This is a genomic window from Mycolicibacterium austroafricanum (genome assembly GCF_000612725.1).
GTDB lineage: Bacteria > Actinomycetota > Actinomycetes > Mycobacteriales > Mycobacteriaceae > Mycobacterium > Mycobacterium austroafricanum.
In genome coordinates this window covers 762,422-787,583 of record NZ_HG964450.1, presented here as the reverse complement: position 1 = coordinate 787,583, position 25,162 = coordinate 762,422, and the positions used below count along the sequence as shown (strand labels likewise).

Below are 25,162 nucleotides of genomic sequence, written 5' to 3'. Positions count from 1 at the left end.
CCCGCGCGCCGAAATTGCATTCCAGCAGGCGCGCACTCGAACTTTCGCTGCTGGAATGCAATTTCGGCAGCGCTCCAGGAAGGCTCCGAAGCATGATCAAGCCACACAACACCAATACCGAGTTCGAGCTCGGCGGCATCAACCATGTGGCCCTGGTCTGTTCGGACATGGGCAAGACCGTGGACTTCTACACCAACGTGCTCGGTATGCCGCTGGTCAAGTCGCTCGATCTGCCAGGCGGGATGGGGCAGCACTTCTTCTTCGACGCGGGCAACGGTGACTGTGTCGCGTTCTTCTGGTTCGCCGACGCGCCCGACCGGGTGCCGGGCATCTCGTCGCCGGAGGCCATCCCCGGTATCGGGGACATCGTCAGCGCGGTGAGCACCATGAACCACCTCGCCTTCCATGTCCCTGCGGAGAAGTTCGACGAGTACCGGCAGCGGCTCAAGGACAAGGGGGTTCGGGTCGGTCCGGTCCTCAACCATGACGAGAGCGAGGCGCAGGTCTCGGCGACTGTGCACCCCGGCGTGTACGTGCGGTCCTTCTATTTCCTCGACCCGGACGGGATTACCCTCGAATTCGCCTGCTGGACCAAACAATTCGGCGACACCGATACGACGACGGTGCCGAAGACGGCAGCCGACCGGCGGGTGCAGGTCTCGGGTTAATCCCGGTACAGGGTCGGGTCGGCGAGCTGGTCGAGCAGCGCGCCGAGCTGGCCGGCGAGTTGTTCGGGCGTGAACGCGAGATCGCCCGCGAGCCAGGCGCTCAACGTCTGGGCCACGCCACCGACGGCGAAGTGCGCGGCCGCCCGGATCCGTTCGTTCGGCTCGACCTGCAGCGCGGTCCCCGCATGCTGGCCGGACAACAACGCGAACAGCGCCCCGGACTCTGCCCGCTTGCGGACCACCACCGGGTTGTCCAGCCGCGTGTTGAACAGCAACCGGCCCACCCGGATGTCGTCGGAGATGGTGTTCACGATGTTCGCCATGCCCTGGCGGCTCTGCTCGCGCACGGGCGCGGCGGCGACGGCCGCCTGCGTGGTGGCGGCGATGTCGGCGACCACCCAGTCGAAGACCGCTCCGACAAAGACGTCCTTGTCGGCGAAACTCTCGTAGAAGTAGCGCGCCGCGAGCCCGGATTGCGCACAGATCGCGCGCACCGTGAGTTCGGCCGGTGCGGCCTGCCCGCCGAGCAGATCGAGACCGGCTTCGAGCAGCCGGCGGCGACGTTCGGCGATGCGCTGCCGAGCGTCCACTCCGCGGTACGGACGTACCTGGCCCATGGCGACCATCTTGACACTTGTCGCTCCAGCGGAGCAATATCAGGAAACACGCGTTCGCACATTTGGCGGGCGCCCCCGAGAGGAGTGTTCCCCGTGACGCTGGACGAATCGGTCAGTGCGCCCGTACCGCTTGTCGAACGTCCCGTGAGCGAGTCCTCCGTGCCCGCGGGTCCGCGTGCTCGGGTCTCGACCCGGTCCGATGACGGCATGCTCGGCCTGGGTCTTCTCGCCGGCCCCGCGAACGTGATCATGCAACTGGCGCGCCCGGGCGTCGGATACGGCGTGCTGGAGAGCCGGGTCGAGAGCGGGCGGATCGACCGCCACCCGGTCAAGCGGGCCCGCACCACCTTCACCTACCTGGCGGTGTCCACCAACGGCACCCCCGAGCAGCAGGCGGCGTTCCGGCGGGCGGTCAACCGCGCGCATGCGCAGGTGTTCTCCACCGACGAGAGCCCGGTCAAGTACCACGCCTTCGACAAGGACCTGCAGCTCTGGGTCGGCGCCTGCCTCTACAAAGGCGTGGTCGACGTGCACCGGCTGTTCGTCGGGGAGATGGACGAGGAGACCGCCGACCGGCTCTATCTGCAGGGCCGGGCGCTGGCGACGATGCTCCAGGTGCCCGAGGACATGTGGCCCGCCGACCGTGCGGCGTTCGACCGCTATTGGCAGGAGTCGTTGGACGACGTGCACATCGACGACACCGTCAGAGAGTTTCTCTACCCGATCGCGGCGACCCGGCTACGCGGACTGGCGTTGCCCGGACCGTTGCAGCGGCAGACCGAGAAGCTGGCGCTGCTGATCACGACGGGCTTCCTGCCGCAGCGCTTCCGCGAGGAGATGCGGCTGCCGTGGGATGCCGGGCAGCAGCGCAGGTTCGACAGGCTGATGGCCGCGCTGCGGGCCGTCAACAGCGTCTCTCCCAAATTCGTCCGCCAGTTCCCGTTCAACGTCCTGCTCAAGGACCTGGACTGGCGTGTGCGCACCGGCCGTCCGCTCGTCTGAACCCGTGAGCCGAGTCACTTCCGCCGGCCACCCCGTGCCCCTCGACACTTAGCTTATGCAATGCTAACTTCAGCAAAGTTAGCTTAGCCATACATAAGTCGTCGCAAGGAGGCGGCGGGGGGCCTGCGCCGGGTCCAGCACCGCCAAAACAGTTGATGGACATTGGAAGTGACACGCTCGCGGCTGCGGCCGGAACGGTCCGCGTGGACCAGCATGTGGTCAGCCGCTTCGCGACCTGCTGCCGCGCGCTCGGATTGGTCGTGCACGACCGCCGGCGGCCCGCCGATCTGGCCGCCGCCAGGAGCGGCTTCGCGGCGCTGACGCGCATCGCGCACGACCAGTGCGACGCGTGGGTCGGCCTGGCCGCCGCCGGCGACGACGCACCGCATGTCGTCGAGGCGGTGTGGCGCACGTCGGCGACCTTCGGGGTGTTGCAGCGAGAGATCCAGCTCGCGCCCGGCGCGCTGGGTTTCCTCTACGACACCGGCCTGTACCTCCGGTTTCGGGCCGCCACCCGCGACGACTTCGCGCTGGCCTACGCCGTCCGCCTGTGCGACACCGACGCCTACGAGGAAGCCGACGAGCTCATCGCCGGTCTGTTGGAACGTCGGCCGCAGTGGCTGGAGGCGCGGTGGGTGCGCGCGGTGCTGCACTACCGGACGGCGCGCTGGAACGATGTGGTGCGGATGCTGACCCCGCTGGTGGCCGATCAGTCCCTCGAGGAGACCCCCGCCCACGCCGCCCGCGTCGCGCTCGGCACCGCGCTGGCCCGGCTGGGCATGTTCGCCCCGGCGCTGTCGCACCTTGAGCGGCCCGAAGGGCCCGTGGTCGTCGCGTCCGTGGACGGCGCGTTGGTCAAGGCGCTGTCGCTGCGGGCCCAGGGGGAGGACGAGGAGGCTCACGAGCTGCTTCAGGAGCTCTACGCCGCCAACCCGGAGAACGTGCAGATCGAAGAAGCGCTGTCCGACAGCAGCTTCGGGATCCCGACGACGACGGCGGCGCGCATCGAGGCACGGAGCAACCCGTGGGATCCCGGGACAGAACCCGGCGAGGCTGACTTCGTCGACCCGGGGGCCAAGGACCGCAAGGCCCACCTGCTCATCGAGGCCGAGGCCGAGCTCGCCGAGTTCATCGGCCTCGACGAGGTCAAGTATCAGGTTGCCCGGCTGAAAAGCTCTGTGGCCATGGCGATCCGGCGTCAGGAGCGCGGTCTGACCGTCGCGCAGCGCACCAACCACCTGGTGTTCGCGGGACCGCCCGGCACCGGTAAGACCACCATCGCCCGCGTGGTCGCCAAGATCTACTGCGGCCTCGGGCTGTTGAAGAAGGAGACCGTGCGCGAGGTGCACCGGGCCGACCTCATCGGTCAGCACATCGGTGAGACCGAGGCCAAGACGAACGCGATCATCGACAGCGCCCTCGACGGTGTGCTGTTTCTCGACGAGGCCTACGCGCTGGTCTCCACCGGCGCCAAGAACGATTTCGGCCTGGTCGCGATCGACACGCTGCTGGCCCGGATGGAGAACGACCGCGACCGGCTGGTCGTCATCGTCGCCGGTTACCGCAAGGACCTCGACACGTTCCTCGACACCAACGAGGGGCTGCGGTCCCGGTTCACCCGAAGCATCGACTTCCCGTCGTACTCAGGCAAGGAGCTCGTCGAAATCGCCACACGCATGGCCGAGAAGCGCGACTCGCGTTTCGAGGACGCGGCCCGCAGGGACATGGAGCGTCTGTTCGAGTATTTGGCGCAGGCCACCACACCTGACGTCAACGGCGTGAACCGGCGCAGCCTCGACATCGCGGGCAACGGCCGCTTCGTGCGCAACCTGGTCGAGCGCTCCGAGGAGGAACGTGAATACCGGCTCGACCATTCGGAATCGGACGACTTCACCGACGACGAGCTGATGACGATCACTGCCACCGACGTCGCCAACTCGGCCGGCCCGCTGCTACGCGGCCTCGGACTGTCCATGCCGCAACAACTTTCGGACCAGGCGTGAGCGCGCCAGAGGAGGAGCGGCGCTCGTTCGCCTCCCGCACCCCCACCAACGGGAACCCCGACCGGGTCACCTACCGGCGCGGCTTCGTGACTCGCCACCAGGTCACCGGATGGCGATTCGTGATGCGCCGCATCGCATCCGGGGTCGCCCTGCACGACACCCGGATGCTGGTGGACCCGCTGCGCACGCAGTCGCGTTCGGTGCTCGTCGGCGCACTGATCCTGGTCACCGGGCTGATCGGCTGCTTCCTGTTCTCGCTGATCCGCCCCTCGGGCGCGGCAGGCACCGACGCCGTCCTCGCCGACCGGGACACCGCGGCGCTCTACGTCCGGTTGGGCGAGCAGTTGCACCCGGTGCTTAACCTGACCTCCGCCCGCCTGATCGCCGGCCGCCCCGACAACCCGGCCATGGTCAAGAGCAGCGAACTCGACCAGTTCCCGCGCGGCAATCTGATCGGCATCCCCGGAGCGCCGGAACGCATGGTGGCCAACACCACCCGCGACGCGTACTGGACGGTGTGCGACGCGGCGACCGGATCGACCGCCGGCGTCACCGTCATCGCCGGAAGGCCCGCCGACGGCGGTGAGCGGGCCGCCGCGCTGCCCGCCGGCCATGCCGTACTCGCCGAGAACGGGGGCCGCACCTGGTTGCTGTGGGACGGCAAGCGCAGCCCGATCGACCTCGCCGACCGCGCCGTCACCGGAGGTCTCGGTATCGGCGTCGATAGCGCAGCGCCGCAACCGATCTCCGTCGGCCTGTTCAACGCGATACCCGAGGGGCCGCCGCTGGTCACCCCGGCGATCCCCGGCGCGGGTTCGCCGTCGGCCGCCCCGCTGCCCGAACCGTTGCCGATCGGCGCCGTCGTCGTCGCCTACGACGCCGACAACGCGATCCGGCACTACGTCGTCCTCGCCGACGGGCTGCAGGCGGTCTCGCCGGTGGTGGCCGCGATCCTGCGCAACTCGAACTCCTACGGACTGGCGCAGCCACCGCGGCTGGACGCCGATGTGGTGGCCAGGATCCCGGAGGCCGCCGGCGTCGACAATGCGGCCTACCCGTCGGACCGGGTCACGCTCGTCGACGTCGCCGCCGATCCGGTGACCTGTGCGCAGTGGGCCAAACCAGAAGGTGCACAGGATGCTTCGTTGACGCTGCGGACCGGCGCGGTGCTGCCGGTCGCCGATGGCGCGCGCACCGTAGAGCTGGTCAGCTCGGGGACACCGGGCGGCCCAGCCGACCGGGTCGCGCTTCCGCCCGGCACCGGCTACTTCGTCGACAGTGCCGGCTCGCTGTTCTGGATCAGCGACACCGGCGTGCGTTACGGCATCGACACCGGCTCCGACGGCGTCGACACCGTGGCCGCGCTCGGGCTGACCACCGCACCGCTGCCCATCCCGTCGTCGGTGCTGTCCCAATTCGCCGTGGGCCCGACCCTGTCGCGTACGGACGCGCTGCTGGCCCACGACTCACTGGCCCCCAATCCGGCACCGGCCCGGTTGGAGACCACCTCTGCGTTGGAGAAACCATGAGCAGGCTGATCTTCGAGCACCGCAAGCGGGTGCCCGCGCCGGTGGTCCCGAAGGGCACCATCACCATCGAGCCGCCCCCGGAGTTGCCGCGGGTGATCCCGCCGTCGCTGCTGCGCCGGGCGCTGCCGTACCTGATCGTGATCCTGATCGTCGGGATGATCGTCGCGCTCGTCGCGACCGGGCTGCGGATGATCTCACCGACCATGCTGTTCTTCCCGTTCGTCCTACTGCTCGCCGCGACGGCGCTGTACCGGGGCACCGACAACAAGATGCGCACCGAGGAGGTCGACGCCGAGCGCGCCGACTACCTGCGCTACCTGTCGGTCGTGCGTGACAACGTGCGCGCGTACGCCGACCAGCAGCGCGCCGCGCTGCAGTGGTCGCACCCCGAACCGGCCGCCTTGGTCAGCATCCCGGGCACCCGGCGGCAGTGGGAACGCGATCCGCACGACCCCGACTTCCTGGTGCTGCGCGCCGGCCTGCACGACCAGCCACTGGCCACCGCGCTGCGCGTCAAGGACACGGCCGACGAGATCGACCTGGAACCGGTGTCGCACAGCACCTTGCGCAGCCTGCTCGACACCCAGCGCACCATCCACGACGCCCCCGCCGGTGTCGACCTGACCAAGGTCGCGCGCATCACCGTGATCGGTGACCGAGCCGAGGTCGCCGGCGCGCTGCGGGCATGGATCGCCCAGGCGGTGACGTGGCACGACCCGTCGGTGCTCGGTGTCGCCTTCGCCGGCACGCGTCTGGAATCCGACGCGTGGTCGTGGCTGAAGTGGTTGCCGCACACCGACGTACCCGGGCAGAACGACGGGGTCGGCCCCGCCCGCTACCTGGCCACCGAACCCGCGGCGCTGCACGCATTGTTGGCCCCGGCCCTGGCCGAACGGGCACCGTTCACCGGGGACGGTCCCACCGACGCCAAACACCTGCTCGTCGTGCTCGACGATCCTGACGCGGACCCCGGCCAGTTCATCGGCCGTGGTCTGGCGGGCGTGACGGTGATCCACCGGACCGACAGAGAGCCCGACCGCGACCAGTACCCGGATCCGGAGCGGCCGATCCTGCGCGTCGCCGCACGGCGGATCGAGCGGTGGCTGAACGGAAGCTGGGTTCCGTTCGTCGACGCCGCCGACCGGATGGCACCCGACGACGCCCGGCACATCGCGCGGCGGTTGGCCCGGTGGGACTCCAACCCCCATCACGGCCGGTCGGCGAGCGCCGGCGGTGCGGCGTTCACCACGCTGCTGGGCATCCCGGACGCGTCGGCACTCGACGTCGCCGCGCTGTGGGCGCCCCGCAACCGCGACGACGAACTGCGGGTGCCCATCGGGGTCACCGCGACCGGTGAACCGCTGATCTTCGACCTCAAGGACGAGGCCGAGGGCGGGATGGGCCCGCACGGCCTGATGATCGGCATGACGGGGTCGGGCAAGTCGCAGACGCTGATGGCGATCCTGCTGTCGCTGTTGACCACTCACCCGGCCGACCGGCTGATCGTGATCTACGCCGACTTCAAGGGCGAGGCCGGCGCGGACATCTTCCGCAACTTCCCGCAGGTCGTCGCCGTGATCTCCAACATGGCCGAAAAGCGTTCGCTGGCCGACCGGTTCGCCGACACGCTGCGCGGCGAGGTGGCCCGGCGCGAGCATTTGCTCTTGGAGGCGGGCCGCCGTATCCAGAACAGTGCGTTCAGCTCGGTCACCGAGTACGAGAACGCGATCGCAGAGGGCCACGACCTTCCGCCGCTGCCCACCCTGTTCGTGGTGGCCGACGAGTTCACGCTGATGCTGGCCGAGCACCCCGAGTACGCCGACCTGTTCGATTACGTTGCGCGCAAGGGTCGTTCGTTCCGCATCCACCTCCTGTTCGCGTCGCAGACCCTGGACGTCGGCCGGATCAAGGACATCGACAAGAACACCTCGTACCGCATCGGCCTGAAGGTGGCCAGCCCGGCCGTGTCCCGGCAGATCATCGGTGTCGAGGACGCGTACCACATCGAGTCCGGCCGCGAACACAAGGGCGAGGGCTTCCTGGTGCCCGCGCCCGGTGCGCTGCCGATCAAGTTCCGCAGCACCTACGTCGACGGCATCTACGAGCCGCCCCGGGTGGACAGGTCGATCGTGGTACACGCGATCCCGAAGCCGCAGCTGTTCAGTGCCGGATGGGTGGACCCGGAGCCGGACACGGTGATCGTCGACGACGGCGCCGACGTCGAGGTGCTGCCGCCGCGCAAGCTCATCACCACGATCGGCGAGCAGCTGGCGCAGTACGGACCCCGGGCGCCCCAGCTGTGGTTGCCACCGCTGGACGAACCCATCCCGCTGCGCGACGTGCTGGAGCGCGCCGGTGTCGGTGCGCGGCAGTGGCGCTGGCCGCTCGGCGAGATCGACCGGCCGTTCGAGATGCGCCGCGACCCGCTGATCTTCGACGCAACGTCGGCGGCGGCCAACATGGTGATCCACGGCGGCCCGAAGTCCGGGAAGTCCAGCGCGCTGCAGACTTTCGTGCTGTCCGCGGCGGCGTTGCACGCTCCCGGCGACGTGAGCTTCTACTGCCTGGACTACGGCGGCGGTCAGCTGCGCGCGCTGGAGAACCTGGCGCACGTCGGCAGCGTGGCCTCCCCGCTGGAACCCGAGCGGATCCGCCGCACGTTCGGCGAGCTCGAGCAGCTGCTGCGGGCCCGTCAACAACACGGCGCCGCCGCTGCCGACGGCCAGTACCGGGACGGTTACGGTGAGGTCTTCCTGCTGATCGACAATCTGTACGCGTTCAGCAGGGACAACACCGACACCTTCAACGTCCGGAACCCGTTGCTGGCGAGGGTCACCGAGCTCGTCAACACCGGGCTTTCCTACGGCATCCACGTCGTCGTCACCACGCCGAACTGGCTCGAGGTGCCTCTGACGATGCGTGACGGGCTCGGGCTGCGGTTGGAGCTGCGGCTGCACGACCCCCGTGACAGCAATGTCCGTGTGGTCTCGAAGGACGCGGCGTTGCGCCGGCCCGCCGAGAGCGTGCCCGCGGATCAACCCGGCCGCGGCCTCACCATGGCCGCCGAGCACTTCCTGTTCGCTGCTCCGGCAACCGAATCCATCCCCGCGCTCAACGCCCGTTATCCCGGCCGGAGCGCGCCGCCGGTCCGGCTGCTGCCGACCGACCTGTCGCCGAGTGCATTCCCGACGCTGTACCCCGCACCGGAGCGGGTGGTGGTCGGACAGCGCGAAGAGGACCTGGCCGCGGTCACCGTCGACTTCGGCGACAACCCGTTGATGATGGTGTTCGGTGACGCCAAGACCGGCAAGACCACCTTGCTGCGGCATCTGATCCGGACGATCCGGGAGAACTCGCGCCCCGACCAGGTCGCGTTCACGGTGATCGACCGGCGACTGCAGCTGGTCGACGAACCGATCTTCCCGGACAACGAGTACACCCCCAACATCGATCGGATCACCCCGGCCATGCTCGGGCTGTCGGCGTTGCTCGAAAAGCGCCGTCCGCCTGCGGGTCTGAGCCCGCAGGAGCTGAGCCGGTGGGACTTCCGCGCCGGTGCGAACGGGTCGGGCAGCCACCTGCACTACCTGATCATCGACGACGTCGACCAGATCCCGGACGGCCCGGCCATCAGCGGACCGTTCGCCGGGCAGCGGCCCTGGACGGCGTTGATCGGGTTGCTGGCCCAGGCCTCGGACCTGGGTCTGCGCGTGATCGTCACCGCCCGCGCGGCCGGCTCGGCGCACGCGGTGATGACCGCACCGCTGCTGCGGCGCCTCAACGATCTGCAGGCCACCACGTTCCTGCTGTCGGGCAACCCTGCCGACGGCGGCAAGATCCGAGGCCACCGGTTCGCCCGCCTCTCCGTCGGACGGGCGATGCTGCTCGACGACCGCAACTCCTCAGGCAGCCCCACGTTCGTCCAGCTCGTCAACCCCCTCGCCGAGCGCACGGCCGCCCGATCCGGCCACAGCGGAAAGGAATACAGCTGATGACCCTGCGTGTAGTCCCCGAAGGCCTGACCGCGGCCGGCGCGGCGGTGGAGGCGCTCACCGCCCGGATGGCGGCAGCCCACGCCGCGGCCGCTCCCGTGGTCACCGCCGTGCTCCCACCGGCAGCAGACGCGGTGTCCCTGCAGGCCGCCACCGGCTTCAGCGCCAGGGCCGCCGAACACCAGAGCGTGGCAGCCCAGGGTGTCGAGGAGCTGGGCCGGTCCGGCATCGGTGTCGGCGAATCGGCAGCGTCCTACGCCGGCGGTGACGCGATGGCGGCCTCGTCCTACCTGATCGCCCGGGGCTGACACCATGTCTTCCCCCGTCTGGATGGCGCTGCCGCCCGAGGTGCACTCGGCGCTGCTCAGCAGCGGCCCCGGTCCGGGGTCGATGCTGGCCGCAGCAGCGACATGGCAGTCGCTGAGCGCCGAGTACGCCGCTGCCGCAGCAGAACTCAGCTCGATTCTGGCCGACGTGCAGGCCGGGGCGTGGGAGGGCCCGAGCTCGGAACAGTACGTGGCCGCGCACACGCCCTACCTGGCGTGGCTCGCGCAGCAGAGCGCGGCCGGCGCCGCCGCGGCGGCGCAGCACGAGGCCGCCGCGGCCGCATACTCGACGGCGCTGGCGACGATGCCGACGCTGTCCGAACTGGCGCTCAACCACACCACCCACGCCGTGCTGGTGGCCACGAACTTCCTCGGCATCAACACGATTCCGATCGCGATGACAGAGGCCGACTACGTCCGCATGTGGATCCAGGCGGCCACCACCATGGCGACCTACCAGGCGGTCTCGGGCGCTGCGCTGGCCGCGACGCCGACCGCGACACCCGCCCCGTTTGTGCTGGCGCCCGGTGTGGGGGAAGCCGGCAGGGCAGCAGCTGACGTCACCGCCTTCGCCGCGCAGGCGCAGGCCGCGGAAGCCGGTTCAGCCCTGGATCTTTCCAACATCATCGCCGACCTGATCCGCGCCTACGGTGAACTGCTCAGGTTCCTGTTCGAACCGATCTTCGACTTCCTGCGTGACCCGCTCGGAAACACGATCAAGCTCATCACCGACTTCCTGACCAACCCGGCGCAGGCGCTGATCACTTGGGGCCCGTTCCTGGCTGCCGTTGCCTACCAAGCAGTTTCGTGGGTGGGCGCCTCGATCCTGTACCCGTCACTTCTGCTCCTGCCGCTGGTGGCGACCACGCTCGCGATCGTGCTCGGGGTGGGTGCCTACCTCTTGGAGAACCTGCCGGCGCCCGCCGAAGACGCACCTGCCGAGGAACCCGCCGCATCGTCGCCGGCGCCCACCCGCGCCGACCAGCCGAGTCCCGCAATCGCGGTCTCGGCGCCCCCACCACCGAGCAGCGCGGCGGCGACGGTGGGCACGGTGGCGACGGGGACGGCGCCGGCACCGGGCGCTCCTGCCGCCGCCACTGCGTCGTTCGTGCCCTACGCGGTGGCCGGCCGCGACCCCGGAACGGGCTTCTCGCCGACCGTGCGTGATTCGACCAGCGCCAAGGCGCCGGCCTCCGGCATCCCGGCGGCGGCGTCGGGCGTCGCGGCCTCGGCGGCGGAGCGGCGTAAGCGCAGGCGCCGCCAGAAGGACGAGATCGCCGGTCGCGCCTACGCCGACGCGTACGCCGACTACGAGCCCGAGCCCGACGACGAACCACCGGTGCGGCAGGAGCCGCGGATCGCCGCCACCGGACGCGGTGCCGGCCCCATGGGCTTCGCCGGCACGGTGTCCAGGGACGCCGCACAGGCCGGCGGGTTGACCACGCTGCCGGGCGACCCGTTCGGCGGCGGACCGAAAGCGCCGATGCTGCCGGGGACCTGGGACCCGGACACCGAACCCGACGAACGCCACAACCACCACGATGGAAAGGAACAACCATGAGCATGCTGGACGCTCACATTCCGCAACTGGTCGCCTCCGAGGCGGCATTCGGTGCGAAGGCCGGCCTGATGCGCAGCACGATCGCACAGGCCGAGCAGGCGGCGCAGTCGGCGCAGGCGTTCCACATGGGAGAGTCGTCGGCCGCGTTCCAGGCTGCGCACGCGCGCTTCGTGGAGGCCTCGGCGAAGATCAACGCGCTGCTCGACCTGGCACAGGCCAACATCGGCGATGCGGCGGCCTCCTACGTCGCCGAAGATGCCTCCGCGGCAAGCAATTACACCGTCATCTGATCCGGCCGACACCTCACCGAAAAGAGACCACGATGTCCCAGATCATGTACAACTACCCGGCGATGCTCGCGCACGCCGGCGAGATGAACAGCTATGCCGGAGCGCTGCATGCCGTCGGCGCCGACATCGCCGCCGAGCAAACCGCCCTGCAGAGTGCCTGGCAGGGCGACACCGGCCTGACCTACCAGGCCTGGCAGGCGCAGTGGAACGGCGCCATGGAGGAACTCGTTCGGGCCTACCGTGCGATGGCCGGCACCCACGAGATGAACACCACGTCGATGGCCGCACGCGATCAGGCCGAAGGCGCCAAGTGGGGCTGATCGGTACCCGTGCACGCTGATGCCGTCGAGCTGACCGCCGAGGCCGCCTGGTTTCTCGCCGACACCCTCGGTGCAGGGACGTTTCCATGGGTGCTGGCGATCACCCCGCCGTACAGCGACCACTCGCAGCGGGCGCAGTTCGAGAGCGAACAGGCCGAACGGCTGACCCGGATGGGCGTCATGAACGCCGACCGGGCGGTGGATGCCGCGGTGGCACGGTGGATCCGGCTGGTGTGCCGGCCCACGCAGTGGCTGGAGCTCCGGTTCGTCGGGGCACGCGGTGCGATGTTGCGCGGCGTCATCGCCCGTGGCGCCTCGCGGACGGTCGTGGCGCTGCGCAGCGGCGGACTGATCACCCTCACCGAGATGCAGATCGACCATCCGCAGGCGTTGGTGCCGGTGCTGACGGTCGGTCTGTCGGGACGCTCGCCCGCGCGCTTCGCGGAGTTCTCGCTGCCCGCCCGGGTCGGCGCGAAGGCCGACGACCAGATCCGCCGAGGTGCCTCGGTCCGGGACCTGCTCGACTATCTCGGTGTCCCCCCGTCCGCGCGCCCTGTGGTGGTGGCCGCGTTCGAGGAGGCGCGCAACTACGTCGAGATCGTGGCCGGCCGGCACCGCGACGGACATCGCGTGAGCACCGACGTCGGGGTGAGCATCGTGGACACCACGGCGGGGCGCGTGCTGGTGAGCCCGACCAGAGCCCCTGACGGGGAATGGATCTCGACGTTCGCACCCGGGGACCCGATCGCCGTGGCAACCGCTGTCGAGCGATTGACCGCCGCACTTCCCGACGGACCGTGGTTCCCGGACCAGCCCGTCACCAGAGACTTCGACAGCAGAAGCCAGAGAGAAGAGATATGCCACCGCTAGACACCAACACCCTCGCAGGCGTCGTCATGCCGATCGTCCGGGTCGCCGTCCTCACCGCCGCGGTGGGTGACGAGGCCGCCGCGGACCGGACCGGGCGGATCACCGAGATCGCGCTGCCCGCCGATCTCCCGCTGCGCGAGATCGTCCCCGCGGTGCAGCGCATCGTGGCGCCGAGCGACGACTCTGCCGGTGGCGCAGAACAACTCAGCCTCGCACCGATCGGAGGCGCGCCGTTCAGCCTGGACGCCACCCTGAACACGGTCGGCGTCGTCGACGGCGATCTTCTGGCGCTGCAGCCGGTGCCGGCGGGCCCGCCGGCACCCCGCATCGTCGAGGACATCGCCGACGCCGCGATGATCTTCTCGGCCTCGCGCGAAAAGCCTTGGGGCGTGGCGAACATTCGGAGCGGGGCCACCGCGGCGGTGATCGGTCTCATCGTGGTGGCCACTGCGCTCGCGGTCGCACACCGGGTGTTCACCGATTCACTGATCGGCCTGTTCGCCGTCAGCGCCGTGGCCATCGGCGCGGTGCTGGGGGCGCTGTTGGCCCGTGCCAGCTCGCCGCGCCTGGCCACGGCGCTGGCCGCCGCCGCGTTGCCTTCGGTGGCCGCGGCGTTCACCCTCGCCGTCCCCGGCGATTTCGGCGCCTCCAACATCGTGCTGGGCGCTGCGGGCGTGGCGGCCTGGTCGGTCATCAGCATCACCGTCGGCGAACGGGCCATCGCACTGTTCACCGCCGCGGCGGCGTCCGCGCTCGGTGTCCTGCTGGTCAGCGCGGTCGCGTCGGTCTGGACCCTGACACCGGTGCACGTCGGCTGCATCCTGATTCTGGCGGGGCTGGTCGTCACGGTGCAGGCCGCCCAGTTGTCCGCGATGTGTGCCAGGCTGCCGGTACCGGTGATCCCCGCGCCGGGTGACCCGACCCCGTCGGCGCCCCCACTGAGGGTGCTCGAAGACCTGCCGCGGCGTATCCGTGCGAGTGACGCGCACCAGACCGGGTTCATCGCCGCCGGTGTGCTGCTCGGCGTGACCGGTTCGGTGTTCGCGGTCTGGCCCGGTGTCGGCGGTGACGGCAGCGCGTCCCCGTGGGCCTGGCTCCTGGTGGGAGCCACCGCACTCGGTGCGGTGCTGCGCGCCCGCGTCTGGGATTCCGCCTCCTGCAAGGCGTGGCTGCTTGCCCAGCCGTTCCTGATGTCGGCGGTGCTGCTGGGCATCTTCGCGGTGACCGGCCGCTACGATGCCGCGTGGTGGACGCTGGGCGCGTTCGCCGTCCTCGCCGCCGCCTGGGTGGTCGCGGCGTTGAACCCGCGTATCGCCGAGCCGCAGACCTACTCGCTGCCGATGCGCCGCCTGCTCGGCTTCGCCGCCGCCGCGGTGGATGCGTCGGTGATCCCGGTGATGGCCTACCTTGTGGGGCTTTTCGCCTGGGCGCTGAACGGATTCTGACTGTGCGTGCACACCCGTGGGCGCTGGCAGCCGCGGTCGCGCTGCTGGCGGCCAGTGCGCCGCCGGCCGGCGCCATCACCCCGCCCGAGGTGGACCCTGCCGTGCCCCCTCCGGGCGGCAGCGCGGGGCCGGTCGGGGCGATGGCGCAACGCAATCCGTGTGTCATCAGTACCGCGCTCCCGGGCACCGACCCCGGCGCCGCAACCCCGGATCGGACTGCGCTGCGCCTGTCCGAGGCCTGGACCCACAGCCGAGGTGAGGGGCAGACCGTCGCGGTACTCGACACCGGGGTCAAGCCCGGACCGCGGCTCCCCGACGTCGAGGCCGGAGGTGACTACGTCGCCTCCGGTGACGGTCTGACCGACTGCGACGGGCAGGGCACGCTCGTCGCGGGACTGATCGCCGGACAGCCCGGCGCGGACGGTTTCTCCGGAGTCGCGCCCGCCGCCCGCATCCTGTCGATCCGGGTGTCCTCGCCGCGGTACGCGCCGCGGGATGCCGGCGAGGACCCGGCCGTCACGCGCGCGATGCTCGAGACGGAGGCGATGGCCGGCGCGATCGTGCGCGCGGCGGACCTTGGTGCCCGCGTCATCAACATCTCCGCCGTGACGTGTGTGCCTGTCGGCGAGAACTTCGACCAGAGCGGCCTCGGTGCGGCGCTGCGGTACGCCGCGGTCGACAGGGACGTCGTGATCGTCGCCGCCGCGGGCGAGGGCGGCGCTGCCGGTGGTTGCGATTCCAACCCGCTGTCCGACCCGGCGCTGCCGTCGGATCCGCGGAACTGGTCGGGGGTCACCGCCGTGGCGATCCCGGCGTGGTGGCAGCAGTACGTGCTGTCGGTCGGGTCGCTCGCTCCCGACGGCACGCCGTCGTCGTTCACGATGGCCGGGCCGTGGGTCGGCATCGCCGCGCCAGGCGAGGACATCACTTCGGTGAGCAACGACGAGGCCGGTGGGCTCGCCAACGGCCTGCCCGGCGACCGGGACCGGATCGACCCGGTCCGTGGCACCGGCTATGCGACGGCGTACGTCTCCGGCGTTGCGGCGTTGGTGCGCAGCAGGTTTCCCGACCTGACCGCGCGGCAGGTGATCGAGCGTCTCACCGGCACCGCGCAGTCGGCGGCCAGATCCCCGTCGAACCTGGTCGGCGCAGGACGCATCGACCCGGTCGCGGCGCTGACCTGGAATGTGCCCGCCACCGAAGAGATCGGTACCACGGCGGCCAGGCCGGTCGCCGCTCCGGCACCACCGCCGCCGAAGGATCCGGTCCCGCGCGCAGTCGCGTTCGCCGGTGCAGGAGTGTTGGCGCTCGTCGTGCTCACCGTGTCCCTGATGAGCACGAGAAGGAAGGAGACGTCGTCATGACCGTCCGGCTCACTCTGGCCGCGCTGTTCGTCATCCCGGCGGTGATGACCTACCCGTGGCAGACCGTAGCGCAGCGCTGGCTGCTCGGGGTGGCGATCGCCGTCGTCGTCGTGCTGTTCGCATCCTGGCGTGGGCGGTTCGTGACGGCCATATTCGGTCGACGGACGGCGATCCTGTTGCGCCGCGGACGAATCCGCGACGCGGCACCGTCGGGCGAGTACGCCACCGTCGCGCTGCGGCTCGAACCACGAGAAGCCGCCGAGCTGCCCCTGTCATTGGTGGCCGGCTACCTGGACCGCTACGGCATCAGCTTCGACAAGGTCCGCGTCACCAGCCGCATCGCGGGCCCCGGTGCCGCCGCGACCTGGGTCGCACTCACCCTCGGTGCCGCCGACAACATCGCGGCGCTGTCAGCCCGCTCGCCGGCGATCCCGTTGCGCGACACCGCAGAACTGGCGGGCCGTCGGCTGGCCGATCAGCTTCGCGAGGCCGGCTGGGAAGTGTCGGTCGACGACACCGCGGCGGGCCCGCTCTCGGGTGACGCCAAGGAACGGTGGCGCGGTGTCGAGGACGGCCGGGGCTTTCTCGCCGCGTACCGGATCGCCGCCGACGAGCCGCTCGACGGCTTGTTCTCGGCGGTCCGGGCTCTCGATGCGGACGAGATCTGGACGGCGGTGGAATTCACCGGCGACAGAGCGCAACCCGAGTTCGCTGCGACCTGCGCCCTGCGTACCGCTCAACGGCCGGGCGTCAGGGCGTCGCCGCCGGGGTTGACCCCGCAACACGGACGGCACGCTGCGGCATTGGCCGCGATGGCGCCGGGTTCGGACCAGCGGTTGCCCGGTCCCACCGGTTTGATGCCGCCGGTGCTCAGTCGAACATGAATGCGCCCATGAAGCGGGTCATCCGCCGCAGGTAGTCCGGTTGGCTGACGTGCAGCACGTGGTTGCCGGGGAACCAGTGGAACGCGCAGTGGTCCCAGTGCCGCCACAGGATCTCGGCCTGCTCGGGCGGTGCCAGCCGGTCACCGAGCCCGGCGATGATCAGCCGTCGGTCTTTGGGGATCAGCGGCCGGTAGTTCAGCGGTGACGAATACATGGTCGCCGCGCCGACGAGTTCGGTGTCGGTGCCGGCGATCCAGTCCCGCAGCGCCACAACCTTGTTGGCGGGGAACCACTCGTCGACGGTGCGGTCCGGGGTGACGACCGGAACGTTCGGGATCACTGCCTGGACGCGGTCGTCGACGCTGGCGATCAGCGCCGAGGTGTATCCGCCCAGCGACATTCCGGTCAGCGCGATGCGGTCCACGCCGGTGAACTCCAGGTAGTCGATGATCGAGCGGAAGTCGTGCACCGCCTGTGCCATCGCCTCGGCGAAACCGGCCATGCCGTGCGAGAAGTAGCCGTGTCCGCTGAACGGCGAGTACTTCTCGGCGCGACGGCCGTGGAACGGCAGCGTGTACAGCATCACGTCGTAGCCGCAGCGGTAGAACCACGGCAGGGAGAAGAACAGCCCGTTGAACAGATACGCCGACCCCATGAAACCGTGGATCAGGCACAGGGTGGGCCGCGGGCCGTCGTCGTGACGCCAGTGCTGGGCGTGAACGACGTTGTTGCGCACGAATCCGGCACACTGGTCGCGCAGTGCGGGATTCACCGCCCGAAAGCTGCTGTCGAAGCGGATATTACGGACGTTGCCCCGTGCGATCCACTCCGCGACCGGGTTGGCGGGCCGCGAGGACACCCGCGGCGGCGACTGTGGCGCGGGGAAGGACACCTGCGGATCCCTGGCCGCCGCCAGCTCGGCGTAGAACCGCAGATGATCCTGCTCGGCGGCCGCCTCCGACCTGCGCAGCGCCTTGCTCACCGACGGCACCATGGTGGCGCTCAGCAGGGACGCGATCGACGTGCGCAGCGCCAGGTCGGCCACCGCCGAAGAGTCCACGATCAGTCGCTGGCGCAACGTCAGATCTTGGCGGCGCGGCAGCCCGCGGGCGGTGGCGTCGGCGCCGGGGACGTCCGGCACCGGGATGGGCGGATCGACGGGAGCATGAGATTCGGTCACGGCGCTGCCTTCCTCACCCGGTGCGGCTCTGCTGATGGTAGCCCGGGGCAGCTGCCGGTTGCGCCGAACAGGCGAACCGCGTTGTCGTGGAACACGTTGCGCAACCAGGTGTCGTCGACACACGGTAGCTCGGTGAGCACCGACATGGCGTGGGTGTAGCCGTAGGGGATGTTCGGGAAGTCACTGCCGAACAGAATCCGGTCGCCCATGTCGCGCAGCCGGCCGTACTCACCGGCCGGGAACGGCATGTTCTTCTCCGTGAACCCTGTGAACGCCATCGTGGTGTCCAGGTGCAGCTGCTCGAAATCCTGGCAGAGGTCCAGGAACTCGCTGTATTCCGGCCCACCCATGTGGGCGATGACCAGGCGCAGCCGGGGATGCTCTGCCAGCACGGCCCGGATCGGCGCGGGCCCGGTGTACGTCCCCGGGGCGGGGCCCGACCCGCAGTGGATGACCACCGGTGTTCCGGCGTCCTCGATCAGGCCCCAGACGTCGTCGAGCAGCGGATCGGTCGGGTCGTAGTCGCCCACCTGGACGTGGGCCTTGAACACCCGGGTGCCGGATTCGATCGCCGCGCTGACGTAGCCGGCGGCGCCGGGCTCGGGGTAGAAGGTGGCGGTCGCCATGCAGTCCGGGGTGTCGGCGGCGAACCCGGCCGCCCACTGGTTCAGCCAGGCCGCCATGTCGGGCTTGTGCGCGTAGATCAGCGAGGTGAAGGCGAGCACACCGAACGAGCGCAGGGTGCGCAGCCGCGCGTTCTCGTCGCTGCGATAGGTGATCGGCCACGGCCTGCCGATCAGCGGGCCGGCGTCGTCGAAGTACCGCCACACCTTGTCCATCACGTTCTTCGGCATGAAGTGTGTGTGCACGTCGACGATGCCGGGCAGCTCCAGCGCCTGCCATATCCGCCGGACCGATTCAGGTTCGTCCATCGAGTCGATGATGCACCCGCGCGAGAAGAGCAGAATCTGCGGGTATGTGGGATCCCGATGTCTACCTGAACTTCGCCGACCACCGCGGCCGCCCGTTCTTCGATCTGCTGGCCCGGGTCGGGGCGGATCGCCCGCACCGGGTGGTGGACCTGGGCTGCGGCCCGGGCAACCTGACCGAGGTGCTGGGCAGGCGCTGGACGGATGCGCAGGTGCAGGGCTGGGACTCGTCCCCCGAGATGGTGGCCGCGGCGCGGGGACGTGGTGTGGACGCCCGCCTCGGTGACATCGCGGACTGGGTCCCCGAACCCGACACCGATGTGGTGATCGCCAACGCCGCGCTGCAGTGGGTGCCCGAACACCGCGACCTGCTGGTGCGCTGGGCCGGGCAGCTGGAACCCGGGTCATGGATCGCGTTTCAGGTGCCGGGCAACTTCGACGCACCGTCGCACGCCGCGATCCGGGAGGTGGCCCGCCGCGAACCGTTCACCGCAGCGCTGGCCGACATGCCGTGGCGGGACGCGGACGTGGTCGGGGCGCCGGTCGAGTACGCCGGTCTGCTCACCGACGCCGGCTGCACCGTCGATGCCTGGGAGACCACGTATGTGCACGAGTTGGTCGGGGAGACACCTGTATTGGACTGGATCACCGGGACGGCGCTGACCCAGGTGCGACAGCGGTTGTCCGATGACGCCTGGGAGCGGTACCGGCAGGCGATCATCCCGCTTTTGGCGCAGGCCTATCCAGTTCGATCCGACGGCCGTACCTTCTTTTCGTTCCGGCGGGTGTTCGTCGTCGCGCAGGTGACGTGATCGCGCGCCGGGCTGCTGCCTGCACTACAGGGCCGCATCGCGCCGACTTCCCCAAATCCGATTTCATCCACAGGCGGAGAGTTCGACGCACCGTTCGAGCGCCCGGCTCGCTTTCGGGAGGATTAGTGTCGAAAGCATGTTCGAAGGTTTGGTCGAGTCGGCGGTGCGGTCGCGGGGAGCGGCTGCCATCGGGGCGTGGGCCCGGATGGAGAACGCCGCAGCGGCGCGCCGACTCTTCGCGATGGCCGACCTGCTGGAGGCCAAGCTGGCCGACAAGGACAGTGCCGAGCGAGACCAGTGGTGCCTGGACAACTGGGATGCGGTGTCCGCGGAGGTGGCTGCGGCGCAGAATGTCTCACCCGGAGTGGCGTCGAATGAGCTTCTCGACGCCTGGGCGATGCGGGAACGGCTGCCTCGGGTGGCGGAAGTGTTCGCCACGGGTGCGATCTCCTATCGCCTCGCCAGGACCGTGGTGAAGCGCACCCGGTTGATCGCCGACCGCGACGCCAGGGCGAAGGTCGATGTCGAGATCGCCGCGCAGCTCACCGCGTGGGGGTCGTTGTCGGTGGCCAAGCAGGAGGCCGAGATCGACTACTGGGTGGACAGATTCGACCCCTCTGCGGTGGTGCGGGCAGAGGGTTCGTCCCGGTCACGGCACGTGGATGTGATTCCGGCGAAGAACGGGTCCGGCGTCTGCTACGTCGAGGCGGTGCTGCACTCTCATGACGGCGAGGCCCTGGACCGGCGGCTCGAGGAGTTGGCGCGCAGCGTGTGCGACCGCGACCCGCGAACCAAGGACCAACTGCGGTCGGATGCGATCGGGGCGATGGCGGCCAAGGCCGACCGCCTGATGTGCCTGTGCGGCATCGACGATTGCGAGGCCGCGCAGCGCACGCCGAGCGCGGTCGTGGTGCACGTGATCGCACACGAAGACAGCCTGACCGACGACACCCCGTTCGCCGGGCACGGCGAACGCCCGCCGGACGCGGCCGTTGAGCCGGACGTGCACCCGGGCGAGGATCCGGACGAGAAAGCGGGCCAGGACGCGGCCGAGGCGCATGACCTGCAACCGGACGGGGAACCGCGCCAGGAGCCGGGCTCCGGACGAGGCAAGGACTTACTCGCGCCTCCGCCGGCGACCGGGCCGGCCAAGACCAAGCCCGCGATGATCCTCGGTGGAGGGATGCTGCCTGCGCCGCTTTTGGCGGCCACCGTGGCGCACACGGCGACGATCAAACGGTTGGTCCACCCGGGCCAGTCACCGCCGGAGCCGCGCTACACGCCGTCACAGAAGCTGGCCGATTTCGTCCGGTGCCGCGACATGACCTGCCGGTTCCCGGGCTGCGACGTGCCAGCCGACCGCTGCGATCTCGACCATACGATCGCCTACCCGGCGGGGCCGACGCAGGCGTCGAACCTCAAGGCACTTTGCCGAAAACACCACTTGCTCAAGACGTTCTGGGGTTGGAGGGATGCCCAGGACTGTGACGGCACTGTGGTGTGGACGTCGCCGGGCGGTCAGGTTTTCACCACGCATCCCGGCAGCAGACTGTTGTTCCCGGCGCTGTGCCGGCCGACGGCCCCGGTTGTCGTCTCTTCAGCGGACCTGGCCCCGGCCCCGGGCCGGCCCTCAGGTCTGGGTATGCCGCGGCGCAAGCAGACCCGCGCGCAGGCGCGAGCCCGACGCATCGCCGAGCAGCGCCGGGAGAACGAGGCGCTGTTGAAGACCGTTCAGGACGATGCCCCACCGTTTTGATAAGCGGACTAGCGTGGCGGGCATGCGGGTCTTCGTCACCGGAGGCACCGGAGCGATCGGCGGCTACGCGGTGCCGGCCCTCATCGCTGCCGGGCACGATGTGACGGCTGTGGCGCGTAGTGACGCCAAAGCCGCGGTGCTGCAGCGGCAGGGCGCGACGGCGGTGAAGGTGTCGTTGTTCGACCGCGACGCGCTCACCGCCGCGTTTCGTGGTCACACGGCGGTGGTGAATCTGGCGTCGTCATTGCCGACGCCCGCGCGTTTCATGCTCAAGTCAGCGTGGGAGGAGTGTCACCGCATCCGCATCCAGGGGTCGGCGACCGTCATCGACGCGGCTTTGGCTGCAGGGGTGGGGCGAGTGGTGCAGGAGTCGGTCGCGATGATCTACCGCGACGGCGGCGCCCGTTGGATCGACGAAGACTGGCCGGTCGATCGTTACCCGATCGCGGCGGGCAACCACGGCGCCGAAGCGAGTAACCGCAGGTTCGGGGAAAACGGAAGGGACGCCGTGGTTTTGCGGTTCGGGTTCTTCTACGGGCCGGGTGCGGGCCACAGCGAGACGATGATGCGACTGGCGCGTCGTCGCGTCACGTTTCAGGCGGGCAAACCCGGCAGCTACATGTCCTCGATTCACCTCGAGGACGCGGCCGCCGCGGTGGTTGCTGCGCTGGAGGCTGCGCCGGGTACCTACAACGTCGTCGACGACTGCCCTGTCACCGCGACACAGCACAGCGCGGCGATGGCGGCGGCGGTGGGGGTACGACCGTGGCTTACCCCGCCGGGGCGGGCGGCACTGTTGTTGGGGGACCGGGCCACGTCGATGACGAGATCGCTGCGGGTGAACAACGCGCGCCTGCGCGCCGCCACGCCGTGGCGGACGCGATACCCGAGCGTGTGGGACGGTTACCGGGCGATGGTCGGCGCTCAGGGGTGGTAGGCGACACCGACGGCGCGGAAGATGTATTCCGGCGGCGGGTCGAAGGCCAGCGACGTGCGGGGCAGCAGGGCCAGCACGTCAGCAGGGATGTGCTCCTTGTAATGCAGGGACAGCTCCCCGGAAAAGCGTGGATCGACGGCGTCGAGGTCGACATCGAGCGTCAGGCCGGTCTCGGACAGCTCAGCTTTGACGGCGCCGGCCTGAGGGGCATCCCAGCGCAGATCGATCGTCCGGCCGGCGAGCTTGGGCACCGACGACAGCGTTCCCAACACGCGTTCGTTGGTCAGGACGAGCGAGCCGACGTAGCTGGCGATGCTGCCCGCCGACCGCAGCCCCGGCACAGCGCCGCGGAATCGGCGCGTGACCGCCACGTACTCGGACAAAAACAGCACACCTTCGGCCTCGACCTCGGCGCGCAACGCGCTGGGAAGCTTGCCGATTCGGAACAGTTTCCGCAGAAATACGGCCATCCTCGCACGGTAGCTCAGCACGCCGGGTGGTAGAGCTGGTGAGGTGAGATTGCGCAGCGGATGGCTGATCGGCAGTGCCGCCGCCGCCCTCGGTGTCTACCTGCTCATGTGGGTGGGTTACGTGCAGGGCTGGGTGTGGCTGGCCGGCATCGACGCCGACGTGCTGAACCCGGCGAACCGGTTCGGTGACGGCCGCCCGCGCTGGGTGACGGCCTGGGACGTGCTCTGCACCTTGCTCGGTCCCGGCGCGTTCCGGCTGGCCGTCCTCGTCGTCATCGTGGTGGCGTTGGTCCGCCGCAGATTCCGGCTCGCCGTCTTCCTGACGGTCACCGTGGAACTCAGCGCCGTGGTCACCGAGACCGCCAAGTACATCGTCGACCGTCCCCGCCCGGATACCGCGATGGTGTCCGCGCTGTCGACGTCGTTCCCGTCCGGCCACGCCCTCGGTGTCATGGTGTCCGTCGCGGCCTTGCTCACCGTCGTACTGCCCGTGGTCCGTCCCGCGCTGCGCGGCTGGCTTGTCGCGCTGGGAATCGCCGTCATCCTGGTGGTCGGCATCGGCCGGGTGGTGCTCAACGTGCACCACCCCTCGGACGTGATCGCCGGTTGGGCCCTCGGCTACGCCTACTTCGTCGCGTGCCTGCTGCTGGTGTGGCCGTCAGTTCCCGTCATCGAGCGGGCCGAAAAACCGGCAGTGCTCGATAAAGCGCGCTGAAGCTGGCCTCCTCGACCTCCGTGCCGACCTCGCCGTCGAGCGCCAGCACCGTCGGCCCGTCGACGGACCGGAACGCGAACTCCGGCACACGCAGCTCGTGGTAGAGCGGACTCTGCTCCAACCGGCCCAGCGTGACCGCCGTCAGGATCCGCAGCCTGCTCATCCGCCGCCCGGTTTCCAGGATCCGGACATCGAGCAGGCCGTCGTCCATCCGGGTGCGCCGCGACGGTGCGAAACCCGACGGCAGGTAGGCCGAGTTCCCCAGAAAGAACAGCGACGTCTGCAGGGTCTTGTTGTCATAGGCGATCCGGACCGGTTCATCGCGGCGCAGCGTGTGGAACATCGCGTAGATGCCGGCCAGCGGTTTGCCGATCCGGTGTTCCAGCTTCTCCCTGGTCTGCACGAACATCGGATAGGCGCCGATGCTGGCGGTGTTGACCACCATCTGCTTCTCGTTGAGGCACACCATGTCGACACACGACACCGTGCCCTGCTTGATCGCGGCGACGGTCTTGGTGGCGGTGTCGCACCCGATGTCCTTGGCGAAGTGGTTGAAGGTGCCCGCGGGAAAGACCGCCAGCGGGACGCCCGCGTCGACGGCCACCGCCGCCGCCGCGGCCACCGTCCCGTCACCGCCGCCGACGCCGAGCACCTCCGCACGCCGCGCCGCCGACCGCAGCACCTCCACCACGTCGTCGTTCTCCCCGAGCTCGACGATCTCGGCTCGGGGAAGCGCCTCGCGGACCTCGTCGAGCACCCGCGCACCGGTACCGCTGCCCGAGGCCGGGTTGATGACGAGGGTGACGCCCTCCCCGTCGGGGCGCGCCGGCGTGTCCACCCGCAGCGGTTCCGCGCCGGGCATGCGGGCCTCGGCGATCGGCGGGACCACCCGAGCGCCCAGCACCGCGATGCCCGCCCCGATACCGAAGCCGGCCAGCACGTCGCCCGGGTAGTGCGCGCCGGTCGCCACCCGCGACATCCCGACCAACCCGGCAAGTAACGCCAACCCCAGGCCCAGCGGGGGGTTCTCCAGTCCGACACCGACCGCGAACGCCGCCCCGCTGGCCGAATGTCCCGACGGCAGAGAGTTCGATGTCGGATGGCGCCGGGTCTGGCGGGCCAGCGGCACCAGCAGGCGGCTGGGCCGCTCCCGCTTCCACACCCGCTTGGCCACCTGGTTGGTGAGCAGGCTCGTCAACGCCAACGACACGACGCCGCGGGTCGCGCCGCGTTTGGCCGAGGAGCTGCCGAACGCCGCCAGCCCCGCCGCGATCGCGAACCACAGCTTGGAGTGGTCTGCGGCCTTGGTCAGCGGCGGCATCACGGCGTCGAGGAGCGGGCTCGGCGACTCCGCCACCGCCTCGAAGACCTCGCGGTCCAGGGTGCCGAGGCCTTCCCCGATCTGACGAATTCCACGGCCGCGACGTCGTCCAGGCAGAAGGTCCATGACGCCAACCTATCTGCCACGCAATCGCGCGCGGGGGCGCGGAAT

At 69.9% G+C, this 25,162-nt stretch carries 22 protein-coding genes; 17 read left to right on the top strand and 5 right to left on the bottom strand.

The window, feature by feature from the left end; genetic code table 11:
- Window positions 1-92 precede the first annotated feature (92 nt).
- Entirely contained in the window at window positions 93-668 is a 576-nt protein-coding gene (locus tag BN976_RS03860; protein ID WP_036368091.1) for a VOC family protein, read from the top strand.
- Here the strand turns inward: BN976_RS03860 and BN976_RS03855 are convergent.
- A complete protein-coding gene (locus BN976_RS03855) occupies window positions 665-1,294 on the bottom strand; it encodes a TetR/AcrR family transcriptional regulator (RefSeq protein WP_036368090.1) in 630 nt (209 codons plus the stop codon). The genes BN976_RS03860 and BN976_RS03855 overlap by 4 nt on opposite strands.
- 84 nt (window positions 1,295-1,378) lie before the next feature.
- Here BN976_RS03855 and BN976_RS03850 point away from each other — a divergent pair, with 84 nt between their 5' ends.
- The 12 genes from BN976_RS03850 (at window position 1,379) to eccE (ending at window position 16,871) form a co-directional block, all read left to right on the top strand.
- Window positions 1,379-2,287: an oxygenase MpaB family protein gene (locus BN976_RS03850; RefSeq protein ID WP_036369125.1), complete on the top strand. Its 909-nt coding sequence runs from the start codon at window positions 1,379-1,381 to the stop codon at window positions 2,285-2,287.
- A 155-nt stretch (window positions 2,288-2,442) separates the two neighbouring features.
- Window positions 2,443-4,290 carry a type VII secretion AAA-ATPase EccA gene (eccA, locus tag BN976_RS03845; protein WP_084182187.1) on the top strand — a complete coding sequence of 616 codons (1,848 nt, stop codon included), beginning with the start codon at window positions 2,443-2,445 and terminating at the stop codon, window positions 4,288-4,290.
- The gene (eccB, locus tag BN976_RS03840) at window positions 4,287-5,819 is read left to right on the top strand and encodes a type VII secretion protein EccB (protein ID WP_011777733.1); all 1,533 of its coding nucleotides are present in this window, start codon (window positions 4,287-4,289) and stop codon (window positions 5,817-5,819) included. Before eccA ends, eccB begins: the two co-directional genes overlap by 4 nt.
- On the top strand, window positions 5,816-9,811 hold the full coding sequence (locus BN976_RS03835) for a type VII secretion protein EccC (RefSeq protein ID WP_036368087.1): 3,996 nt from the start codon (window positions 5,816-5,818) through the stop codon (window positions 9,809-9,811). The genes eccB and BN976_RS03835 overlap by 4 nt, the downstream gene beginning before the upstream one ends.
- Window positions 9,811-10,119 (top strand): PE family protein, encoded by a 309-nt coding sequence (locus BN976_RS03830; RefSeq protein WP_036368084.1) that lies wholly within the window; start codon window positions 9,811-9,813, stop codon window positions 10,117-10,119. Before BN976_RS03835 ends, BN976_RS03830 begins: the two co-directional genes overlap by 1 nt.
- Before the next feature lie 4 nt (window positions 10,120-10,123).
- Window positions 10,124-11,698 carry a PPE family protein gene (locus BN976_RS03825; RefSeq protein WP_036368082.1) on the top strand — a complete coding sequence of 525 codons (1,575 nt, stop codon included), beginning with the start codon at window positions 10,124-10,126 and terminating at the stop codon, window positions 11,696-11,698.
- Entirely contained in the window at window positions 11,695-11,988 is a 294-nt protein-coding gene (locus BN976_RS03820; protein WP_036368080.1) for a hypothetical protein, read from the top strand. The genes BN976_RS03825 and BN976_RS03820 overlap by 4 nt, the downstream gene beginning before the upstream one ends.
- Before the next feature lie 32 nt (window positions 11,989-12,020).
- Window positions 12,021-12,308, top strand: coding sequence for a WXG100 family type VII secretion target (locus tag BN976_RS03815; protein WP_036368077.1), 288 nt, complete (start codon window positions 12,021-12,023; stop codon window positions 12,306-12,308).
- Window positions 12,309-12,317: 9 nt separating this feature from the next.
- Window positions 12,318-13,178 (top strand): ESX secretion-associated protein EspG, encoded by an 861-nt coding sequence (locus tag BN976_RS03810; RefSeq protein ID WP_036368074.1) that lies wholly within the window; start codon window positions 12,318-12,320, stop codon window positions 13,176-13,178.
- The gene (gene eccD / locus BN976_RS03805) at window positions 13,166-14,623 is read left to right on the top strand and encodes a type VII secretion integral membrane protein EccD (protein ID WP_036368071.1); all 1,458 of its coding nucleotides are present in this window, start codon (window positions 13,166-13,168) and stop codon (window positions 14,621-14,623) included. Before BN976_RS03810 ends, eccD begins: the two co-directional genes overlap by 13 nt.
- 2 nt (window positions 14,624-14,625) lie before the next feature.
- Window positions 14,626-15,987, top strand: a complete 1,362-nt coding sequence (gene mycP, locus BN976_RS03800) for a type VII secretion-associated serine protease mycosin (protein ID WP_036368069.1) — start codon at window positions 14,626-14,628, stop codon at window positions 15,985-15,987.
- On the top strand, window positions 15,984-16,871 hold the full coding sequence (gene eccE, locus BN976_RS03795; protein ID WP_051558271.1) for a type VII secretion protein EccE: 888 nt from the start codon (window positions 15,984-15,986) through the stop codon (window positions 16,869-16,871). The genes mycP and eccE overlap by 4 nt, the downstream gene beginning before the upstream one ends.
- On the opposite strand, the gene BN976_RS03790 is transcribed toward eccE, so the two are convergent.
- Together BN976_RS03790 and BN976_RS03785 are read right to left on the bottom strand one after the other, a co-directional pair.
- On the bottom strand, window positions 16,858-18,051 hold the full coding sequence (locus BN976_RS03790) for an alpha/beta hydrolase family protein (protein ID WP_036368066.1): 1,194 nt from the start codon (window positions 18,049-18,051) through the stop codon (window positions 16,858-16,860). The genes eccE and BN976_RS03790 overlap by 14 nt on opposite strands.
- On the bottom strand, window positions 18,048-18,983 hold the full coding sequence (locus BN976_RS03785) for an amidohydrolase family protein (RefSeq protein ID WP_036368063.1): 936 nt from the start codon (window positions 18,981-18,983) through the stop codon (window positions 18,048-18,050). Before BN976_RS03785 ends, BN976_RS03790 begins: the two co-directional genes overlap by 4 nt.
- A gap of 44 nt (window positions 18,984-19,027) precedes the next feature.
- Here BN976_RS03785 and BN976_RS03780 point away from each other — a divergent pair, with 44 nt between their 5' ends.
- The 3 genes from BN976_RS03780 (at window position 19,028) to BN976_RS03770 (ending at window position 22,485) form a co-directional block, all read left to right on the top strand.
- A complete protein-coding gene (locus BN976_RS03780; RefSeq protein WP_036368060.1) occupies window positions 19,028-19,792 on the top strand; it encodes a trans-aconitate 2-methyltransferase in 765 nt (254 codons plus the stop codon).
- A gap of 136 nt (window positions 19,793-19,928) precedes the next feature.
- The gene (locus BN976_RS03775; protein ID WP_036368058.1) at window positions 19,929-21,548 is read left to right on the top strand and encodes an HNH endonuclease signature motif containing protein; all 1,620 of its coding nucleotides are present in this window, start codon (window positions 19,929-19,931) and stop codon (window positions 21,546-21,548) included.
- A gap of 22 nt (window positions 21,549-21,570) precedes the next feature.
- Entirely contained in the window at window positions 21,571-22,485 is a 915-nt protein-coding gene (locus tag BN976_RS03770; RefSeq protein WP_036368055.1) for an NAD-dependent epimerase/dehydratase family protein, read from the top strand.
- Here BN976_RS03770 and BN976_RS03765 read toward each other — a convergent pair.
- On the bottom strand, window positions 22,473-22,955 hold the full coding sequence (locus BN976_RS03765; protein ID WP_036368052.1) for a hypothetical protein: 483 nt from the start codon (window positions 22,953-22,955) through the stop codon (window positions 22,473-22,475). The two genes, BN976_RS03770 and BN976_RS03765, sit on opposite strands and share 13 nt — an antisense overlap.
- Window positions 22,956-22,998: 43 nt before the next feature.
- On the opposite strand from BN976_RS03765, the gene BN976_RS03760 reads away from it, so the two are divergent.
- Window positions 22,999-23,670, top strand: a complete 672-nt coding sequence (locus BN976_RS03760; RefSeq protein ID WP_235621960.1) for a phosphatase PAP2 family protein — start codon at window positions 22,999-23,001, stop codon at window positions 23,668-23,670.
- Here the strand turns inward: BN976_RS03760 and BN976_RS03755 are convergent.
- Window positions 23,624-25,117 carry a bifunctional phosphatase PAP2/diacylglycerol kinase family protein gene (locus BN976_RS03755; protein ID WP_036368051.1) on the bottom strand — a complete coding sequence of 498 codons (1,494 nt, stop codon included), beginning with the start codon at window positions 25,115-25,117 and terminating at the stop codon, window positions 23,624-23,626. The two genes, BN976_RS03760 and BN976_RS03755, sit on opposite strands and share 47 nt — an antisense overlap.
- Between the last annotated feature and the right edge of the window lie 45 nt (window positions 25,118-25,162).

What these genes read in the sequence shown, in the direction of transcription:
- BN976_RS03860 (WP_036368091.1), top strand. Translation starts at nt 93, where the DNA reads ATGATCAAGCCACACAACACCAATACCGAGTTCGAGCTCGGCGGCATC.
- BN976_RS03855 (WP_036368090.1), bottom strand. Translation starts at nt 1,294, where the DNA reads ATGGTCGCCATGGGCCAGGTACGTCCGTACCGCGGAGTGGACGCTCGG.
- eccA (WP_084182187.1), top strand. Translation starts at nt 2,443, where the DNA reads ATGGACATTGGAAGTGACACGCTCGCGGCTGCGGCCGGAACGGTCCGC.
- BN976_RS03835 (WP_036368087.1), top strand. Translation starts at nt 5,816, where the DNA reads ATGAGCAGGCTGATCTTCGAGCACCGCAAGCGGGTGCCCGCGCCGGTG.
- BN976_RS03830 (WP_036368084.1), top strand. Translation starts at nt 9,811, where the DNA reads ATGACCCTGCGTGTAGTCCCCGAAGGCCTGACCGCGGCCGGCGCGGCG.
- BN976_RS03825 (WP_036368082.1), top strand. Translation starts at nt 10,124, where the DNA reads ATGTCTTCCCCCGTCTGGATGGCGCTGCCGCCCGAGGTGCACTCGGCG.
- BN976_RS03820 (WP_036368080.1), top strand. Translation starts at nt 11,695, where the DNA reads ATGAGCATGCTGGACGCTCACATTCCGCAACTGGTCGCCTCCGAGGCG.
- BN976_RS03815 (WP_036368077.1), top strand. Translation starts at nt 12,021, where the DNA reads ATGTCCCAGATCATGTACAACTACCCGGCGATGCTCGCGCACGCCGGC.
- eccD (WP_036368071.1), top strand. Translation starts at nt 13,166, where the DNA reads ATGCCACCGCTAGACACCAACACCCTCGCAGGCGTCGTCATGCCGATC.
- eccE (WP_051558271.1), top strand. Translation starts at nt 15,984, where the DNA reads ATGACCGTCCGGCTCACTCTGGCCGCGCTGTTCGTCATCCCGGCGGTG.
- BN976_RS03785 (WP_036368063.1), bottom strand. Translation starts at nt 18,983, where the DNA reads ATGGACGAACCTGAATCGGTCCGGCGGATATGGCAGGCGCTGGAGCTG.
- BN976_RS03780 (WP_036368060.1), top strand. Translation starts at nt 19,028, where the DNA reads ATGTGGGATCCCGATGTCTACCTGAACTTCGCCGACCACCGCGGCCGC.
- BN976_RS03775 (WP_036368058.1), top strand. Translation starts at nt 19,929, where the DNA reads ATGTTCGAAGGTTTGGTCGAGTCGGCGGTGCGGTCGCGGGGAGCGGCT.
- BN976_RS03770 (WP_036368055.1), top strand. Translation starts at nt 21,571, where the DNA reads ATGCGGGTCTTCGTCACCGGAGGCACCGGAGCGATCGGCGGCTACGCG.
- BN976_RS03765 (WP_036368052.1), bottom strand. Translation starts at nt 22,955, where the DNA reads ATGGCCGTATTTCTGCGGAAACTGTTCCGAATCGGCAAGCTTCCCAGC.
- BN976_RS03755 (WP_036368051.1), bottom strand. Translation starts at nt 25,117, where the DNA reads ATGGACCTTCTGCCTGGACGACGTCGCGGCCGTGGAATTCGTCAGATC.